Below are 17,066 nucleotides of genomic sequence, written 5' to 3' on the forward strand. Positions count from 1 at the left end.
CCGCAACTACTCCTTGCGACTTCGGGCTTCTGGGTGCGCGGGCTAGCCGAGAACTTGCAGCTCTGTCCCCGCGCTCCAGGCCTCCAGCAAGCCGCGGTGTACGGCGGTGACACCGCCCTCCGCGGCGATGTGCATTGCCTCGCGGGTGAAGGGACACGTCGCCACATAGAGCGCGACGTCTGCCTTGTGGAGGACCTTGGCGGCGCCGAGGAACTTCTGCACGTCAGGGCTTGTCACCGAATTGAACGGCGAGAAGCGCTTGCATTGCACGACGAGCCGTCGGTTGTCGGCGGTGCGGCCGGTGATGTCCACGCCGCGATCTCCGTGTCCGCCCCGGACGATGACATCGGTGCAGCGGTCGCGGCGTAGCAGCCCGGCGACGTGTTCCTCGAATTCCTGCCCGTTCATGGCGTCCATGGCCGCCATCACTCCGGCGAATGGCCGGTCCTCTCGCGGGCCTTCCAGCCGACGCAGGCGTTCGTGATGCTGACAGAGCTTGCGCTCGACGCGCTGGACGTCTTCCCGGAGGGTGATGAGTTCCCTCCGATGCTCCCCGGACGTCTCGATAAGGGCGTTGAACATGGGGACGACGGTCTTGCCGAGGATGTGCGTGATGCGTTGGTCGATGTGTTCGTCGAGCGATTCGTGATCCCTGTGGACAGAGTTATCCACAGGCTGAGTACGGGCGATGTACTCGGCGTCGAGGAGGTACGTACGCACCTGACGTGCGACTTCGCTGTCGCGGAGCAGCATGGCGACGTTCAGGACGGCGCGTCGGGAGAAGAGGGCGAGCGCCTTGGACCGCGACTGAATCCCACTGACCCCCTTGAAGAGGGTCAGTTGTGATCCGGTGAGAACGCGGTAGCCGCTGACCCGCAGTTCATCTCTATGGTCTTCCACCACGGACTCAAGAGTCTTCACCGTCACCTCGAAGTACGCCGCCACCATGGCCGTCGTCACATGCATGCCGTCCGGCAGCAGGGACAGCGCCTTGACGCGGTCGAGCGTGTCCGTCCTGTCGACCACGCTCTCGCGCAGGCTCCTGGACTCCAGCAGTACCGACTCGTTGATCATGCTCTGCCCCTCTACTCGCGTAGTGGCCGCCTGGCCTGGGCAGAGTCCGACACCCCACCCCTATCCGGGCTAACGAGTGGGGACATATGAAGACACGATCGGCATTCGGCTTTTTGTGCACTCTGGCGCAGGGGATGCGGAAGGCCCCGGCACCCATCAGGGTGCCGGGGCCTCTCGCAACTGCCGTGCGGGGCGGTCAGTCGTTGTCGCCGCCGCCGATGAGGCCTCCGCCTCCGCCGTTTCGGCCGCCGTCGCCGCCCTGGCCGCCGATCGTCTTGACGTTGACCGACTGGCCCGGCTGAACCGGCTGGCCGAAGCCGGGCTCGCTGCTGATCACCCTGGCGTCCTCTTCCTGCGGACCGTCGATGTTGCCGAGCTGGAGCCCCTGCTGCTGCAGCAGCTGCCGTGCCTCGGCGACGGTCTTGCCGAAGAGTTCCTGCGGCACCGTGACCGGCTGCTGGGCCGCCTTGGCGATCTGGATGTTCACCGTCGAGCCGGCCGTCGCCTCGGTGCCCGGCTGGATGCTCTGCTGGACGACCGTGCCGGGCGGGGACGCCGAGTCGACCTCGGTCGTGCTGCCGAGCGCGAGTCCCACCGCCTCCAGGGCCTGCTTGGCCTGGTCGGCGTTCTTGCCCGTGAGATCGGGCACCTGGGCCTTGGCGGCTTCCTTGGCGACGGTGAGGGTGATCTCCGTGCCCTTCTGGACCGAGGTGTCGCCCTTCGGGTTCTGGTTGATCACCGTGCCGGGCGTGCGGTCGGACACCTCGGACTTCCGGTCGACCTTGAAGCCCTTGTCCTCGAGCTGCTTCTTGGCCTCGTCGAACGACAGGCCCTGGACGTCCGGGACCGCGACCTTCGGCGCGCCGGTGGAGACGACCACCGAAATGGTCTCGCCCTCGGCGAGCTGGGTGCCGCCGGCCGGGTCCTGGCTGCAGATCTTGCCCTTGGGCTGTTCCTCGCAGGGTTCCTGCCTGGCGAGGGAGACCTTGAGGCCCACATTGCCGACCTGTTTCTCGGCGTCCGCGAAGGTCTCGCCGACCAGCTGCGGTACGGCGGAGCGGTTGTCCCCGCCGTCGCCTCCGAAGAGCGAGCGGCCGATCAGGATGGCGCCGACGAGCACGAGGATGCCCGCCGCCACCAGGAGGATCGTGGAGGCGTTGGACTTCTTCTGCTGCCGGTCCTGGCGACGCCCGCCGTTGCGGTCGTCGTAGCCGTAGCCGCCGTCGTCGGGGCTCATCGGCGGCAGCATCGATGTCTGCTGCGGGTCCGCGGAGCGCAGGGCGGTGGTGGGCTGGTCGGCGTTGTAGCCGTCGTAGCCGCCGTACCCGGCCGCGCCCATCGCCGCGGTGGCGGCGACCGGCTGGCCGTCGAGGCACGCCTCGATGTCGGCGCGCATCTCGTCCGCCGACTGGTAGCGGTAGTCCGGGTCCTTGACCAGCGCCTTCAGCACGATCGCGTCCATTTCGGGCGTGATCTCGGGGTCGAAGTTGCTGGGCGGCTGCGGCTCTTCCCGTACGTGCTGGTACGCGACCGCGACCGGTGAGTCGCCGACGAACGGCGGCCGGACGGTCAGCAGCTCGTACAGGAGGCAGCCGGTGGAGTACAGGTCGGACCTGGCGTCGACCTGCTCGCCCTTGGCCTGCTCGGGCGAGAGGTACTGCGCGGTGCCGATGACCGCCGCGGTCTGCGTCATGGTCATGCCGGAGTCGCCCATGGCGCGGGCGATGCCGAAGTCCATGACCTTGACCTGGCCGGTGCGCGTCAGCATGACGTTCGCGGGCTTGATGTCGCGGTGGACGATGCCGTTGCGGTGCGAGTACTCCAGCGCCTGGAGGATGCCGATGGTCATCTCCAGGGTGCGCTCGGGCAGCAGTTTGCGGCCGGAGTGCAGCAGCTCACGCAGGGTGGACCCGTCGACGTACTCCATCACGATGTACGGGATGGAGACGTTGTCGACGTAGTCCTCGCCGGTGTCGTAGACGGCGACGATCGCCGGGTGGTTGAGCGAGGCGGCCGACTGGGCCTCCCGGCGGAACCGGGCTTGGAAGGACGGGTCACGGGCGAGGTCCGCCCGCAGCGTCTTCACGGCGACGGTGCGGCCGAGCCGGGTGTCGTGTGCGAGGTAGACCTCGGCCATGCCACCACGGCCGAGCACCGAGCCCAGCTCGTACCGGCCGCCGAGGCGACGCGGCTCTTCCATAACTGTTCCAGCCCTCTCCGTCAGTCCCGACCGCACCCGTGTGTGGTCCGGCGGTGTGCTGTTCGCGCAAAGGCTACCGGCCCCGCGAAGCTGATCCGTCCGTGAGCGGCGGCTGATATCCGACCGGTACCACTACGTGGCCGGACAGGCCCCGGATGTGAGACGTGTCACTTCCCGCTGTCGAGTACCGCTTTCATCACGTTGCGCGCGATGGGCGCGGCGAGTCCGCCGCCGGAGATGTCGTCGCGCACGGCCGCGCCGTCCTCGACCACGACCGCGACGGCGACCGGGGAGCCGTCGGCGGTCTTGGCGTAGGAGATGAACCACGCGTACGGGTTCTTGCTGTTGTTCTCGCCGTGCTGGGCGGTGCCGGTCTTGCCGCCGACCTTGACGTCGTTGATCTGCGCCCTGGTGCCGGTGCCGGACTCGACGACGGTCTCCATCATCTGCTGGATCTTCTGGGCGTTCTCCTGCGAGAGCGGCCGGCTCATCTCCTCCGGATCGTGCCTCTCCAGGATGTCCAGGTTCGGCGCGGCTACGTGGTCGACCATGTACGGCTTCATCAGCTTGCCGTCGTTGGCGATGGCGGCGGTGACCATGGCCATCTGCAGCGGGGTCGCGGCGGTGTTGAACTGGCCGATGGAGGAGAGCGCGTTGCCCGGGCGGTCCATCTGCGTGTCGTAGACGGAGGCGAAGGCGCGGACCGGGGTGTCGATCTTCGGGTTGTTGAAGCCGAACTTCTCGGCGGTCTCGACCATCTTGTCCCGCGTGACGTCGTCGCCGAGCTTGGCGAAGACGGAGTTGCAGGAGACCTTCATGGCCTGCATGAGGCTGGCGTTCTCACAGCCGCTGGCGTGGTTGACCATCTCGGTCCGGGTGTTGGGCAGGATGTACGGATCGGGGGTGTCGGTCGGCGCGTTGATGTCCGTGACCTTGCCGTTCTCCAGGGCGGCGGCGGCGGTGAGGACCTTGAAGGTGGAGCCGGGCGGGTAGGTCTCGCGGAGCGCGCGGTTGACGAGTGCCTTGTCCTTGCCGTCCTTGAGGGCGACCCAGTTCTTCTCGTCGGTCTTGGAGTTGCCGGCGAAGCTGGACGGGTCGTACGACGGGGTGCTGGCCAGGGCGAGGATGGCGCCGGTCTGCGGGTCGAGGGCGGCGACGGCGCCCTTCTTGTCGCCGAGGCCCTTGAACGCGGCTTCCTGCGCGGCGGCGTTGAGGGTGGTGACGACGTTGCCGCCCTGCTTCTTCTCGCCGGTGAACATGCCGACCGTGCGGTCGAAGAAGAGCCGGTCGTCGTTGCCGGTGAGGATGCCGTCCTCGAGGGATTCGAGCTGGTTGGAGCCGAAGGCCTGCGAGGCGTAGCCGGTGACGGGGGCCCACATGGGGCCGTCCTTGTAGGTGCGTTTGTACTTGAAGTCGCTGCCGTTGGTGACGATGGACCCGGTGATGGGCTTGCCCTCGACGATGATGTTGCCGCGCTCGTGGGCGTACTGCTCGATCTGGACGCGGCGGTTCTTCTCGTGGGTGCTGAGTTCTTCGGCCTGGACGTACTGGAGCCAGTTTGTACGGATCAGCAGCGCGAGGACGAGGAGCCCACAGAAGATCGCGATCCGGCGCAGGGGCTTGTTCACGGTCGGACCACCTGGGTCATCTCGGCGTCGGGGGACGGGGCGGGGGCCGGCGCGGGTCGGCGCGCGGTGTCGCTGATGCGGATCAGGATGCCGATCAGGGCCCAGTTCGCGATCACGGACGAGCCGCCGGCGGCCACGAAGGGCATCGTCATACCGGTCAGCGGGATGAGCCCCATCACGCCGCCGGCGACGACGAAGACCTGGATGGCGAAGGCTCCGGAGAGGCCGATGGCGAGGAGCTTGCCGAAGGGGTCGCGGGCGGCGAGTGCGGTGCGTACGCCCCGCTCGACGATCAGGCCGTAGATCATCAGGAAGGCCATCGTTCCGGCGAGGCCGAACTCCTCGCCGACGGTGGAGAGGATGAAGTCGGAGTTGGCGGCGAAGCCGATGAGGTCGGAGTTGCCCTGGCCGAGGCCGGTGCCGAGGACGCCGCCGGAGCCGAAGGACATCAGGGCCTGGGCGATCTGGTCGCTCTGGGCGAGGGTCTCCTCGGCGAAGGGGTTGAGCCAGAAGTCGACGCGCTGCTGGACGTGCGGTTCGAAGGTGGCCACGCCGACCGCGCCGATCGCGGACATCAGCAGACCGAAGACGATCCAGCTGGTCCGCTCGGTGGCGACGTACAGCATGATCACGAAGAGGCCGAAGAAGAGCAGCGAGGTGCCCAGGTCGGTCTCGAAGACGAGGATCAGGATGGACATCGCCCACACCACGAGGATGGGGCCGAGGTCGCGCCCACGGGGCAGGTACAGGCCCATGAAGCGGCGGCTGGCCAGCGCGAGGGCGTCTCTCTTGACCATCAGGTAGCCGGAGAAGAACACGGCGATGATGATCTTCGCGAACTCGCCGGGCTGGATGGAGAAGGGGCCGAGACTGATCCAGATCTTGGCGCCGTTCACCGCGGGGAAGAACATCGGCAGGATCAGCAGGACCAGCGCCACGGCCATGGAGATGTAGGTGTAGCGCTGCAGGATCCGGTGGTCCTTCAGCAGCAGCAGCACGGCGACGAGCAGGGCGATGCCCACAGCGGAGTACAGCAGCTGTTTGGGGGCGTCGGGACTGAACGACTTGAAGAGGGTCTCGGCTCTGCGGATCAGCCGCGGCGACTGGTCCAGGCGCCAGATCAGTACGAGGCCGAGCCCGTTGAGGAGGGTGGCCAGGGGCAGCAGCAGCGGGTCGGCGTACTTGGCGAACTTGCGCACCACGAGGTGGGCGATCCCGGCGAGCACGCCGAGCCCGAGGCCGTAGCCGATCATGCCGATCGGCATCTCGCCGGTCATGGCCAGGCCGACGTTGGCGTACGCGAAGACCGGGATGACGACGGCGAACGCGAGCAGGATGAGCTCGGTGTTGCGTCGGCTCGGTGCGTCGATCGCGCCGATCGTGGTCGTGTTGGTGACAACGCTCATGGTGCTGAAGGCCCCCTACGGCTCTTACTGCTTACCGCACAGCGGGACCAGCTTCTTCTCTTCCTCGGAGAGGCTGGGACCGGGTGTGGGGGTTGCTTCGGTCGGGTTCTTCGCGGACTGGCTCTCGGGGATGCCGGTCGTGCCGCCGGCCTGGCCCTCGCCCTCGGCGGCCTGGTCCTTCGGCTTGCTGATCTCCTGTTCGGCCTTGCGGCGCTGCTCGTCCTTCTTGCAGGCGGCGGCCTGGGTGGAGAGTTCCTGGATCTTCGCGCGGGCGTCGCCGAGGCTGCCCTCGCTGATGGTCGCCTCGACCTGCTTGCGCTTGAAGGGCGGCAGGTACTTGAGTTCGATCTCGGGGTGGTCCTTCTGGACCGTCGACAGGCTGACCCACGCCAGGTCCTGGCTGATGCCCTGGTAGAGCGCGACGTGCTCGTCGTTGACGCCGACGTAGTACTGGGTCTGGGTCCAGCGCCAGCCGCCGTACATGCCGCCGCCGATGACGGCGAGTGCGAGGACCAGGAAGAACGATCTCTTGAACCACTTGCGGCCGCCGCGCGGCTTGACGAAGTCCTCGTCGGTGTACGCGCCGAAGGCGCTGTCGGGCGCTCCGTAGTCCATGTCGTCGCCGCTGCCGGGGGGGCCGAAGCCGCCCGCGGGGGGCTGCGGGGGTCCGGGCCGGCCGAGGCCGGCGGCGCGGCCGGCGGGGGTCTGCATGGCGTTGCCGTCGTTCAGCTGGTGCTGGTTCTCGGCGACCGCGCCGACGACGACGGGGGTGTCGCTGAGCTGTCCCGCCAGGGTGTCGCTGCCGTCGACGTCGAGGACGTCGGCGACGATGCAGGTGATGTTGTCGGGGCCGCCGCCGCGCAGGGCGAGCTGGATGAGCTCCTGGACGGTCTCCTGGGGGCCCTGGTAGCTGGCGAGGGTGTCCTCCATCGTCTGATGGCTGACGACCCCGGAGAGTCCGTCGGAGCAGATGAGGTAGCGGTCGCCGGCGCGGACCTCGCGGATGGAGAGGTCGGGTTCGACGTGTTCGCCGCTGCCCAGCGCGCGCATCAGCAGGGAGCGCTGCGGGTGGGTGGTGGCTTCTTCCTCGGTGATGCGGCCTTCGTCGACGAGGCGCTGCACCCAGGTGTGGTCCTGGGTGATCTGGGTGAGTACGCCGTCGCGCAGGAGGTACGCCCGGGAGTCGCCGACGTGGACGAGGCCGAGCCGCTGGCCGGTCCACAGCAGGGCGGTCAGGGTGGTGCCCATGCCTTCGAGCTGCGGGTCCTCCTCGACCATCACGCGCAGCTGGTCGTTGGCGCGCTGCACCGCGGTGCCGAGCGAGGTGAGGATGTCCGAGCCGGGTACGTCGTCGTCGAGCTGCACGAGGGTGGAGATCACCTCCGAGCTGGCGACCTCGCCGGCGGCCTGGCCCCCCATGCCGTCGGCGATGGCGAGGAGACGCGGGCCGGCGTAGCCGGAGTCCTCGTTGCCCTCGCGGATCATGCCCTTGTGCGATCCGGCGGCGAAGCGCAGGGACAGACTCATGCGCACCTCCCCGGTCGAATCCGGGTACAACCGGTCTCGAGCCACACTGCCCACCCTCCGGTCGGGAGCGCGCTCGGGTCCGCTGTGGGGACCGCCGCGGCTCGCTCGCTCCGCTCGCTCATTGTCGTACTACTTCCGCAGCTCGATGACGGTCTTGCCGATGCGGATCGGCGAGCCCAGCGGAATGGGGGTCGGGGTGGTGAGTCGGGTCCGGTCGAGATACGTGCCGTTGGTGGACCCGAGATCCTCGACGATCCACTGGCCGTCCCGGTCCGGGTAGATCCTGGCATGCCTGCTGGAGGCGTAGTCGTCGTCCAGCACGATCGTGGAGTCGTGCGCCCGGCCCAGCGAGATGGTCTGGCCCTGGAGGGCGACCGTGGTGCCGGTGAGGGAGCCCTCGGACACGACGAGTTTGGTGGGTGCCCCGCGGCGCTGGCGCTGCTGCGGGGGCGCGGCTTGCTGCCGGCCCTGCTGCTGCGTGCGGTTCTCCGCGTTGCGGCGTGAGCCGCGCTGGGTCACTCTCGTACCGAACAGGTCGCTGCGGATGACCTGTACGGCCACGATGACGAACAGCCACAGTACGGCCAGGAAACCTAGCCGCATGACCGTCAGGGTCAGCTCTGACATTGCCCCCGCTTCACCCTTCGGCTTGCCGGAAAACGATGGTGGTACTGCCCACGACGATCCGCGAGCCGTCGCGGAGCGTAGCGCGGGTGGTGTGCTGCCCGTCTACCACGATGCCGTTGGTAGACCCGAGATCCTGGATCGTCGAGGGCGTTCCGGTCCGGATCTCACAGTGCCGGCGGGATACGCCGGGGTCGTCGATCCGCACGTCGGCTTCGGTGCTGCGGCCCAGCACCAGCGTCGGGCGGGAGATCTGATGGCGGGTGCCGTTGATCTCGATCCAGCGTCGCACTTGGGTGCCGGGCATGGGCCCGGGGGCGCCGGGCCGTCGGTCCGGGGCCGCGGTGGCCGGGCGTGCGCCGCCCGGCGGTGGCGCCGCGGGCATGGGCGGTGCGCCGGCCGGCGGGTACCCGTAGCCGCCGCGCCGGCCTGCGGCTGGGGCGGCGGAAGCGCGCTCGGGGCTCTGCTGGTCGGTGCTGGAGGCGAGCGTGCGACTGCGGACCCGGTAGAGGCCGGTGTCGAGGTCGTCGGCCTTCTCCAGGTGGACCTTGATGGGTCCCATGAAGGTGTACCGCTGCTGCTTGGCGTAGTCGCGGACCAGGCCGGACAGTTCGTCGCCGAGCTGGCCGGAGTAGGGGCTCAGGCGCTCGAAGTCCGGGGCGGAGAGTTCGACGATGAAGTCGTTGGGGACCACGGTCCGCTCGCGGTTCCAGATCGTCGCGTTGTTGTCGCACTCGCGCTGCAGGGCGCCGGCGATCTCGACGGGCTGGACCTCGGACTTGAACACCTTGGCGAAGGTGCCGTTGACCAGACCTTCGAGTCGCTGCTCGAACTTCTTCAGGACTCCCATGAGGCACCTCCTCCGTCGTTGCCGTCCTGGTACTGCTTACTGATCGTATCCACGCGTCGGGAAATCGGCTGGTTCCCCTTGTCTGCCCTGTGGAGGAGTGTTGGTCCTCACTAGGGATCGTAGAGGCGGCCCAAGGACAGTGTCCCGCACCCGGGACGGTCTCCGGCCGGGCGGGGTGTAGTGACGGGTGCCCGGAAACGGATGTGAATCCACCCTCGCCAGCGTGCTAATCTTCCGGATGTCGCCAGGCGCTCGCACAAACCAGTGGGAGAGTCCAGCAACACCACTCATGCGCGAGTGGCGGAACGGCAGACGCGCTGGCTTCAGGTGCCAGTGTCCTTCGGGACGTGGGGGTTCAAATCCCCCCTCGCGCACAAAATGAAACGGGTCCCCGCAAGTGACGAAAGTCGCTCGCGGGGGCCCGTTTCTTGTTGCCGTTGTCGTTGTACCTGCGAGTGGTGGTGTTCGCCGCGCTCGGGTCAGCGGGCCCGGGATGGTGGCTGGTCCGACCAGCCGAGCGGGTAGATGTCGCCGTCCCTCTCCGGAGCGGCCGGCTCGCCCCCCGCTTCGGTGAAGGCGTTCAGCGCGCCGATCAGGGACTCCCGCTGCCGGGGATCGATGCGCTCGACGATCGCGGCGATCTCCTTGCGGCGTCGGGTGGTGACGTCCTCGACCACGCGCCGGCCCTCGGCGGTCAGCCGCAGTACGGTCTCCCGGCGGTTGCCGGGGTTGACCTGACGGTCCGCGAGGCCGGCCGCGATCAGCCGGTCCAGCATGCGCATCGCGGTGGACGGATTCACGCCGAGCCGTTCCGCGAGCTCCACGAGCTTGGCCGAGCCGTGGGTGGACAGCACGACGAGCAGCCTGAACTGCGGGAGGGTGACGCTGTCCTCGACGGCGGCCAGGGACCGCGCGGACACGGCGACCAGCAGTCTGGAGGCGGTCAGTACCGCGCGGGTGACCGCGTCGACGTCGGCCATTCCCTCCGTGTGCTGCGCGCGTTCGGTCATTGCTTCTTTGTATCGTGCCGGGCGTTCCCGGGGCGGCGGTGGGCCGCGGTGCGACTTTCGTTGTACGGGGTGAGACGAAAGGGGGACGCGGGCATCCGGGCCGGTTCCCTAGGGTCGTTGCGTGCATGTGATGGCGAAGGTACGGACCGGATGGAACTGGCTGGCGCCGCCCGAGCTGTGGTCCGGGCGCCGGATCGCCGGCGAGGCGGTGCTGGCTGTCGTACTGGCGCTGATGGCGGCCGGCCTCGAGGACATCGTGGGCAGCTCCGGCCCGCGGACGGTAGGCGTGGCGCTGGGCGTGGCGGCGCTGTCGCTGCTGCGGCGCAGGCTGCCCGCGAGTGTGCTGATCGTGTCCGGCGCGCTCGGCGGGGTGCTGGAGGGGCTCGCGCCGCTGCTGGTGCTGGCCGGCTGGTCGGCGGGGCGCAGGATCGTCGGGGTGGGGCAGGCGCTGGCCGCGTTCACCGCTTCGTACGTCCTCTATGTCGGGGTCATGGCGGTGGACAACTGGCCGGGGCCGCAGCCGGTCGCCGCGGCGCTGTTCGCCTCGCTGTTCTTCCTGGTGACGACGGTCATGCCGGGTCTGGTCAGCCGGTACTGGTCGCAGCGCCGCACCCTGCTGCACACCCTGCAGGAACGCAACGCGCAGCTGCTGCGCGAGCGGGAGATGGTGGCCGGCCAGGCGCGGCTGCGGGAGCGGCAGCGGATCGCGCAGGACATGCACGACAGCCTCGGCCACCAGCTCGCGCTGATCTCCGTGCACACCGGGGCGCTGGAGGTGGACCCGGCGCTGACCGACCGCCAGCGGGAGGCGGTCGGGGTGCTGCGGGGTGCTTCGGTCTCCGCGATGCACGAGCTGCGTGAGGTGGTCGGCATTCTGCGGGACGGGGTGGAGGGGCCGGTACGTACGGACGACGCGCAGCCGGCGGCGCGTGGCGTGGCCGGGGTCGCCGGGCTGGTGGAGGCGTCCCGGGCGGCCGGGACCGAGGTGGAGCTGCGGTGTGCGGGGGAGGCGCGGCCGCTCGCGGCGGCCTGTGACCATGCCGCGTACCGGATCGTGCAGGAGGCGCTGACCAACGCGTACAAGCACGCGCCGGGCGCAGCGATCACCGTGGAGCTGCGCTGGGAGCCGGATTCGCTGGTGGTGGAGATCGCCAACGGGCCGGCGGGTTCCGTGGACGGCGAGGTGGTCAGTGGCGGGCAGGGGCTGACCGGGCTGCGCGAGCGGGCGCGGCTGGTGGGCGGCATGGTGCATGCCGGGGAGGTGGAGGGCGGGGGCTTCCGGGTGGCGGGCGTCCTGCCGTACGGGCCGGAAGGCGCGACGTTCGTCGCTGCCGCCGACGACTTCCGGCAGCAGTCGCAGCCGGTCTCTCTCGGGGACGGTGGTCCGGTCATCGACTGGGCGGGTTCACAGAGGGAGTTCGGGATGGGCGGCAGGAACAGGTCGGGCGGGGTCGCGCTGGGCTGCGGGATCGCGGTGGCGGCGCTGGTGCTGCTGGCGATAGTCGGCGGTTTCGGGGTGTTCTTCCTGATCGGCTCGCTCGACAAGGCCATGATCGACCGGGCCTCCTACGACGAGGTGGCGGTCGGCACGTCCGAGGAGGAGGTGCGGGAGCTGCTGCCGTCGGGCGACACCGTGCTGACGACCGGGCTGAGCGGGAAGGGGCCCGCGGAGCCGGTGGGTGCCGAGTGTCTGGTCCTGATGTCGTCGGAGACGGGCTCGAGCCTGGATACCGAGCCGGTGTTCCGGTTCTGCTTCAAGGACGGCAAGCTGATCGAGAAGAAGGCTTATGAGGTCAAGCGGTAGCGGTCCGCTTCAGGCGCAGGCGCGGGAGTACGTGTGACGGGTCCGGGTCCGGGTTCGGGTGGTCCGACGGTCAGAGTCGTGATCGCCGACGACGAACCGCTCATCCGCGCGGGGATCCGGATGATCCTCACCTCGGACCCGTCCATCGAGGTGGTCGCCGAGGCCGCGAACGGGCGCGAGGCCGTCGAGCTGGTGCGTTCGCACGCGCCGGACGTGGTGCTGCTGGACATCCAGATGCCGCTGATGGACGGGCTGACGGCGCTGGCGGAACTGCGGCGGAGTTCGCCGGCGGCGGTGCTGATCCTGACGACGTTCGGTGAGCGGGAGAACGTGCTGCGGGCGCTGGAGCACGGGGGTGCCGGGTTTCTGCTGAAGGACTCGGCGCCGGGCGAGCTGATCCAGGCGGTACGGGCGGCTGCCGCGGGTGACGCGTACCTCTCGCCCGGGGCGACCCGTCACGTGGTGGACCAGCTGGTCTCGGGGCGGGCGGCGGCGCGGGGCGAGGAGGCGCGGCATTCGATGTCGCCGGCGGTGGCGAGGGCTCGGGTCGCGGCCCTGAGTGAGCGGGAGCGGGGGGTGCTGGCGCTGCTCGGGGAGGGACTGTCCAATGCCGAGGCGGGCAAGCGGCTGCATATGAGTGAGGCCACCGTGAAGACCTATGTCAGCCGGATCCTGGCGAAGCTGGAGTGCCAGAACCGGGTGCAGGCGGCGCTGCTGGCGCGGGACGCGGGACTCTGACGCGGGACTCTGACGGGGCGCCTTCCGGAGTTGTCCACAGGGGCAGACGGTGATCGGCGGGCGGCGGTACGGTCGTTCGCAGTTGCCGACGATGTTGATGCAGTACGGAGACGGGGGCATCCGATGGGTGAGATCGAAGGGGCGGGCGGGGCCGACGTGTCCGACCGGGCGGGCGTGGCTGGCCGGGCGGGCGGCGGCGGGCGGGTTGCGGGCGTGGCTGGCCGGGCGGGCGACGGCGGGCGGGTTGCGGGCGACGCCGGGCGGGCGGACCGGGCGGGCGTGGGCCTGCGGGCACCGGCCGCCGACCGTGAGCAGGCCGAGCGCCTCCCCCGGGTGCCCGGCTTCGCGCGGCGGACGGCGGAGGGTTCGCCGCGGAGCGAGGGCAAGGCGCTGCGGGCCCGCGTCCCCCGTGCCTCGCACAGTTCTCTGGTGCTGCCCGGGGACCGGCCGGACGCGGTGCGGGCCGTGGAGGAGTCGAACCAGGGCCGGGTGCCGGAGCTGACTCCGATACGGGTGGGCAGGATGGCGGCGACGCCTTTCGCGTTCCTGCGCGGAGCGGCCGGACTGATGGCCCACGACCTGCAGGGCACGCCGGTCACCGGGATCGGCGCGCAGATCTGCGGCGACGCGCACGCGGCGAACTTCGGGTTGTACGGCGACGCGCGCAACCGGCTCGTCATCGACCTCAACGACTTCGACGAGACGGTGTTCGGACCATGGGAATGGGACCTCAAGCGGCTGGCGACCTCGCTCGTACTGGCCGGCCGGGTGGCGGGCGCGGCCGAGGACGTCTGCCGGGCCGCCGCCCTGGACGCGGCAGGGGCGTACCGGAGGACCATGCGGCTGCTGGCGAAGCTTCCCGCGCTGGACGCGTGGAACGCCATCGCCGACGAGGAGCTCGTCTCGCACACGGACGCCCGGGACCTGCTGGGCACGCTGGAGCGGGTCGCCGAGAAGGCCCGTAACAACACCAGTGCGCGCTTCGCCGCCAAGTCGACGGAGGCGGCGGCGGACGGCGGGCGGTGCTTCGTGGACGCGCTGCCCGTGCTGCGGCGGGTCGGCGACGCGGAGGCAGCGGCGGTGGCGGCCTCGCTGGGGGACTACCTGGAGACCGTCCAGAAGGACCGGCTGCCGCTCCTCGCGCGGTACGCGATCCACGACGTGGCGTTCCGGGTGGTCGGGACGGGCAGTGTGGGGACGCGGTCGTACGTGGTGCTGCTGATCGACCACCGGGGCGAGCCGCTGGTGCTCCAGGTCAAGGAGGCGCGGCCCTCGGCGCTGCTGCCTTACCTGCCGGGCGTGGGCTTCGAGAACCCGGAACCGGGGCACGAGGGGCGCCGGGTGGTGTTCGGGCAGAAGCGGATGCAGGTCGTCAGCGACATCCTGCTGGGCTGGACGACGGTGGAGGGGCGGCCGTTCCAGGTGCGGCAGTTCAGGAACCGCAAGGGCAGCGTGGACCCGGCGGCGCTGACCGGCGACCAGGTCGACGACTACGGGCGGATGACCGGCGCACTGCTGGCGCGGGCCCATGCGCACAGTGCCGATCCGCGGCTGATCGCCGGGTACTGCGGCAAGAACGACGAGTTCGACGAGGCGGTGGCCGCGTTCGCTTTGGCGTACGCGGACCGTACGGAAGCGGATCACGCCGACTTGGTCGCGGCCGTCAGGTCGGGCCGGATCGCGGCGGAGGAGGGGGTGTGACCGGGCAGGGGTGAGGCGGCGGCCGCAGCGCCCGTAGGCTGGGCGGGTGAGCCAGGAACCTGCCGGGGCGTCGACCGCCCGGAACGACGACGAGCAGCGCCGGGAGCGGCAGCACGACGAGCGGCCGGAGGCGCGGCTGGAGAAGGCCGTGCGGGCGGCCGAGCAGGCGCTGATCGAGTTCGAGATCGCGGTGGAGACCTTCCGGGTCGAGGTGGAGAACTTCTCCCGGATTCATCACCAGAAGCTTGGCCCGATGTACTCGCGGCTCGACGAGCTGGACGCGCTCATCGCGGAGGCGCGGGCCGCCCGTACCGGTGATCCGGAGGATCTGCGCAAGGCTCAGGACCTGCGGGCTCTGGTGATGCCGATGCCGGGTGTGGAGGAGCTGTTCCACGACTGGATCGACTCCGACGGACTCTCGCCCGAGGCGGCGGCGATGCTCACCGATCAGCAGGTGCAGCCGCCCAAGCGGGTCCGGCCGAGCGAGGAGGCCCGCAAGCTCTTCCGCGAACTGGTCCGGGAGGCGCATCCGGACCTGGCGCAGGACGAGGCGGAGCGGACCCGCCGGGACGATTTCATCGTGCGCGTCAACGCCGCGTACGGCCGTGGGGACGTGGCGCAGCTCAGGTCGCTGGCCGAGGAGTGGGCGGCGGGGCCGGTTCCCGAGGGGCACGGGCCGACCGAGAGCGAGGAGCTCTACGCGAGGCTGGAGTGGCTGGCGCAGCGCAAGGAGCTGCTGACGGTGGTCGCCCAGGACCTGGAGTCCAGTGCGATCGGCGCGATGCTGAAGATGGCACCCGACGATCCGGACCGGCTGCTGGAGGAGATCGCCGAGCAGTTGCTCGCGCAGGTCTCCGAGCGTGAGGCGGAGCTGGCGAAGCTGGTGGGTTAGGTTTTCGGTAGTGGTTGCAGGCGTACGAGAGAAGGCGTGACCTCATGAATTTCGGCTCGCTCCCCGCAGTGGACGCCGCGGCGGTGCCCGCCGACGGCTTGGTGCTGGATGTCCGCGAGGACGACGAATGGGCGGCCGGGCATGTCGAGGGCGCCCTGCACGTCCCGATGAGCGACTTCGTCGCGCGCTTCGGTGAGGTGACGGAGGCAGCCGGCGACGGCCGCCGCGTCCACGTGATGTGCCGGGTCGGTGGCCGGTCCGCGCAGGTCACCCAGTATCTGCTGCAGCAGGGCGTCGACGCGGTGAACGTCGACGGTGGCATGCTCGCCTGGGACGGTGCCGGGCGCCCGATGGTCACGGACAAGGGCGGCCCGGCGGTCGTCCTGTGACGCGCTGATCCCGCGACGCCTCAGCCGAGGGTGTGGGCGGCCAGCAGGTCGCCCAGCGCCTCCTCGTGGGCCGCTGCCGAGCCGAGGGACAGCTCCAGCTGCTTGGCCCAGGCGTGGTAGCGGTGCAGCGGATACTCGGTGTCCGCGCCGAAGCCGCCGTGCAGATGCTGAGCCGTCTGCACGACCCGTCGTACACCGTCGGACGCCCAGATCTTCGCCACCGCCACATCCCCCGCCACGGGCAGCGGTCCGCCTGCCCCGCTGTCGAGCCGCCAGGCCGCCTGCCAGAGGGTGACCTCCATGGCGCGCAGGTCGATGTAGCGGTCGGCGGCCTGCACCGCGACCGCCTGGAAGGTGGCGAGCGGGAATCCGAACTGTTCGCGCTTGCCGGTGTAGTCGCCGGTCATGCGCAGTACCGCTTCGCCCAGGCCGAGTGCCAGCGCGCATGTGCCGGTGGTCAGCAGGTCGCGCAGCCGCTCCCAGGCGCCCTCGGCGTCGATGAGGTGGTGGCCCTCGATCCGTACGGAGTCGAAACCGAGCTCGGCGAAGCGCTCGCCGCTGGTGGACACCTGGTCGGCGAGGGAGAGGCCCTCCCGGTCGCGGGGCACCAGGGCCAGCACGGCGCGCCCCGCACCCGTGTGGGCGGGGACGGCGATCAGGTCGGCGCTCTGGGCCCACGGCACACCCGTCTGCAGCCCGTCGAGCACCCAGCCGGCGCCGTCCTGCCGTGCGGTGACGGCGAGTTCGGCGGGGTCGTGTCCGGTACGGCCGTGGGCCGCGGCCGTCAGCACCAGCTCGCCGCGTCCGGCGCGGGGGAGGATCTCCGCGGCCAGTGCGGCGTCTCCGGCGGCCTGTACGGCCATGGCGACGGCGCAGTGCTCCAGCAGCGGCACCCGGGCGAGCACCTTGGCGGACTCGCGCAGCACCAGGCACAGCGCGGTGGCGTCGAGCCCGGCTCCGCCGTGCTCGGGGGCGATGACCAGGCTCAGCAGGTCGGAGCCGGCCAGCCTGGCCCACAGCGCGCGGTCGAAGTCGTCGGCCACCGCGCCCGGCGTGAGTGCGGGGCTGGGCACGCTGTCCGGCTCGACGCCTGAGAAGACCGCCTTCGCCGCCTCGACGGCCGCTTGCTGCTCCTCGGTGAAGGTGAAGTCCACTGCTGTCCCTCCCGCGCACCCGGTTCCGTCCTGACCTGACGGGCCGTCAAGATAGAACACGTTCTACGA

14 protein-coding genes and 1 tRNA gene are annotated in these 17,066 nt (G+C 70.2%); 6 read left to right on the plus strand and 9 right to left on the minus strand.

All coding sequences use genetic code 11. The features are described from left to right. Positions 1-42: 42 nt before the first annotated feature. The 7 genes from ACWV17_RS03845 to ACWV17_RS03875 all read right to left on the minus strand — a co-directional run bounded on the left by ACWV17_RS03845 (position 43) and on the right by ACWV17_RS03875 (position 9,309). The gene (locus ACWV17_RS03845; RefSeq protein WP_455358463.1) at positions 43-1,074 is read right to left on the minus strand and encodes a restriction endonuclease; all 1,032 of its coding nucleotides are present in this window, start codon (positions 1,072-1,074) and stop codon (positions 43-45) included. 196 nt (positions 1,075-1,270) lie between these two features. Next, positions 1,271-3,274 carry a Stk1 family PASTA domain-containing Ser/Thr kinase gene (gene pknB, locus ACWV17_RS03850; RefSeq protein WP_455358464.1) on the minus strand — a complete coding sequence of 668 codons (2,004 nt, stop codon included), beginning with the start codon at positions 3,272-3,274 and terminating at the stop codon, positions 1,271-1,273. Between the two features lie 167 nt (positions 3,275-3,441). Further along, complete coding sequence (locus ACWV17_RS03855) at positions 3,442-4,902, minus strand: peptidoglycan D,D-transpeptidase FtsI family protein (protein WP_455352934.1); 1,461 nt, start codon at positions 4,900-4,902, stop codon at positions 3,442-3,444. Then, complete coding sequence (locus tag ACWV17_RS03860; RefSeq protein WP_455352933.1) at positions 4,899-6,308, minus strand: FtsW/RodA/SpoVE family cell cycle protein; 1,410 nt, start codon at positions 6,306-6,308, stop codon at positions 4,899-4,901. The genes ACWV17_RS03855 and ACWV17_RS03860 overlap by 4 nt, the downstream gene beginning before the upstream one ends. A 24-nt stretch (positions 6,309-6,332) precedes the next feature. Then, positions 6,333-7,835 carry a Stp1/IreP family PP2C-type Ser/Thr phosphatase gene (locus tag ACWV17_RS03865; RefSeq protein WP_455358465.1) on the minus strand — a complete coding sequence of 501 codons (1,503 nt, stop codon included), beginning with the start codon at positions 7,833-7,835 and terminating at the stop codon, positions 6,333-6,335. A 129-nt stretch (positions 7,836-7,964) separates the two neighbouring features. Beyond that, the gene (locus ACWV17_RS03870; RefSeq protein WP_455352931.1) at positions 7,965-8,462 is read right to left on the minus strand and encodes an FHA domain-containing protein FhaB/FipA; all 498 of its coding nucleotides are present in this window, start codon (positions 8,460-8,462) and stop codon (positions 7,965-7,967) included. A gap of 10 nt (positions 8,463-8,472) precedes the next feature. Continuing rightward, the gene (locus ACWV17_RS03875; protein ID WP_455352930.1) at positions 8,473-9,309 is read right to left on the minus strand and encodes an FhaA domain-containing protein; all 837 of its coding nucleotides are present in this window, start codon (positions 9,307-9,309) and stop codon (positions 8,473-8,475) included. A 291-nt stretch (positions 9,310-9,600) separates the two neighbouring features. Between ACWV17_RS03875 and ACWV17_RS03880 the strand changes: the two genes are divergently transcribed. Further along, a tRNA-Leu gene (locus ACWV17_RS03880) sits at positions 9,601-9,683 on the plus strand. 105 nt (positions 9,684-9,788) lie between these two features. Here the strand turns inward: ACWV17_RS03880 and ACWV17_RS03885 are convergent. Continuing rightward, a complete protein-coding gene (locus ACWV17_RS03885) occupies positions 9,789-10,319 on the minus strand; it encodes a MarR family winged helix-turn-helix transcriptional regulator (RefSeq protein WP_455352929.1) in 531 nt (176 codons plus the stop codon). Positions 10,320-10,449: 130 nt separating this feature from the next. Here ACWV17_RS03885 and ACWV17_RS03890 point away from each other — a divergent pair, with 130 nt between their 5' ends. From ACWV17_RS03890 to ACWV17_RS03910, 5 genes are all read left to right on the plus strand, one after another. Further along, positions 10,450-12,123, plus strand: a complete 1,674-nt coding sequence (locus ACWV17_RS03890; RefSeq protein ID WP_455358466.1) for a sensor histidine kinase — start codon at positions 10,450-10,452, stop codon at positions 12,121-12,123. A gap of 78 nt (positions 12,124-12,201) precedes the next feature. Beyond that, positions 12,202-12,861, plus strand: a complete 660-nt coding sequence (locus ACWV17_RS03895) for a response regulator (protein WP_455358467.1) — start codon at positions 12,202-12,204, stop codon at positions 12,859-12,861. A gap of 123 nt (positions 12,862-12,984) precedes the next feature. Beyond that, positions 12,985-14,562, plus strand: a complete 1,578-nt coding sequence (locus ACWV17_RS03900; protein WP_455358468.1) for a DUF2252 domain-containing protein — start codon at positions 12,985-12,987, stop codon at positions 14,560-14,562. Positions 14,563-14,608: 46 nt separating this feature from the next. Then, a complete protein-coding gene (locus ACWV17_RS03905; RefSeq protein WP_455358469.1) occupies positions 14,609-15,454 on the plus strand; it encodes a hypothetical protein in 846 nt (281 codons plus the stop codon). A 44-nt stretch (positions 15,455-15,498) separates the two neighbouring features. Further along, positions 15,499-15,843: a rhodanese-like domain-containing protein gene (locus ACWV17_RS03910; protein ID WP_455352924.1), complete on the plus strand. Its 345-nt coding sequence runs from the start codon at positions 15,499-15,501 to the stop codon at positions 15,841-15,843. 20 nt (positions 15,844-15,863) lie between these two features. Here the strand turns inward: ACWV17_RS03910 and ACWV17_RS03915 are convergent, their stop codons facing one another. After that, on the minus strand, positions 15,864-16,997 hold the full coding sequence (locus ACWV17_RS03915) for an acyl-CoA dehydrogenase family protein (RefSeq protein ID WP_455358470.1): 1,134 nt from the start codon (positions 16,995-16,997) through the stop codon (positions 15,864-15,866). Between the last annotated feature and the right edge of the window lie 69 nt (positions 16,998-17,066).

It is taken from the genome of Streptomyces mabaensis, from assembly GCF_053763515.1.

What these genes read in the sequence shown, in the direction of transcription:
- ACWV17_RS03845 (WP_455358463.1), bottom strand. Translation starts at nt 1,074, where the DNA reads ATGATCAACGAGTCGGTACTGCTGGAGTCCAGGAGCCTGCGCGAGAGC.
- pknB (WP_455358464.1), bottom strand. Translation starts at nt 3,274, where the DNA reads ATGGAAGAGCCGCGTCGCCTCGGCGGCCGGTACGAGCTGGGCTCGGTG.
- ACWV17_RS03860 (WP_455352933.1), bottom strand. Translation starts at nt 6,308, where the DNA reads ATGAGCGTTGTCACCAACACGACCACGATCGGCGCGATCGACGCACCG.
- ACWV17_RS03865 (WP_455358465.1), bottom strand. Translation starts at nt 7,835, where the DNA reads ATGAGTCTGTCCCTGCGCTTCGCCGCCGGATCGCACAAGGGCATGATC.
- ACWV17_RS03870 (WP_455352931.1), bottom strand. Translation starts at nt 8,462, where the DNA reads ATGTCAGAGCTGACCCTGACGGTCATGCGGCTAGGTTTCCTGGCCGTA.
- ACWV17_RS03875 (WP_455352930.1), bottom strand. Translation starts at nt 9,309, where the DNA reads ATGGGAGTCCTGAAGAAGTTCGAGCAGCGACTCGAAGGTCTGGTCAAC.
- ACWV17_RS03885 (WP_455352929.1), bottom strand. Translation starts at nt 10,319, where the DNA reads ATGACCGAACGCGCGCAGCACACGGAGGGAATGGCCGACGTCGACGCG.
- ACWV17_RS03890 (WP_455358466.1), top strand. Translation starts at nt 10,450, where the DNA reads ATGGCGAAGGTACGGACCGGATGGAACTGGCTGGCGCCGCCCGAGCTG.
- ACWV17_RS03900 (WP_455358468.1), top strand. Translation starts at nt 12,985, where the DNA reads ATGGGTGAGATCGAAGGGGCGGGCGGGGCCGACGTGTCCGACCGGGCG.
- ACWV17_RS03910 (WP_455352924.1), top strand. Translation starts at nt 15,499, where the DNA reads ATGAATTTCGGCTCGCTCCCCGCAGTGGACGCCGCGGCGGTGCCCGCC.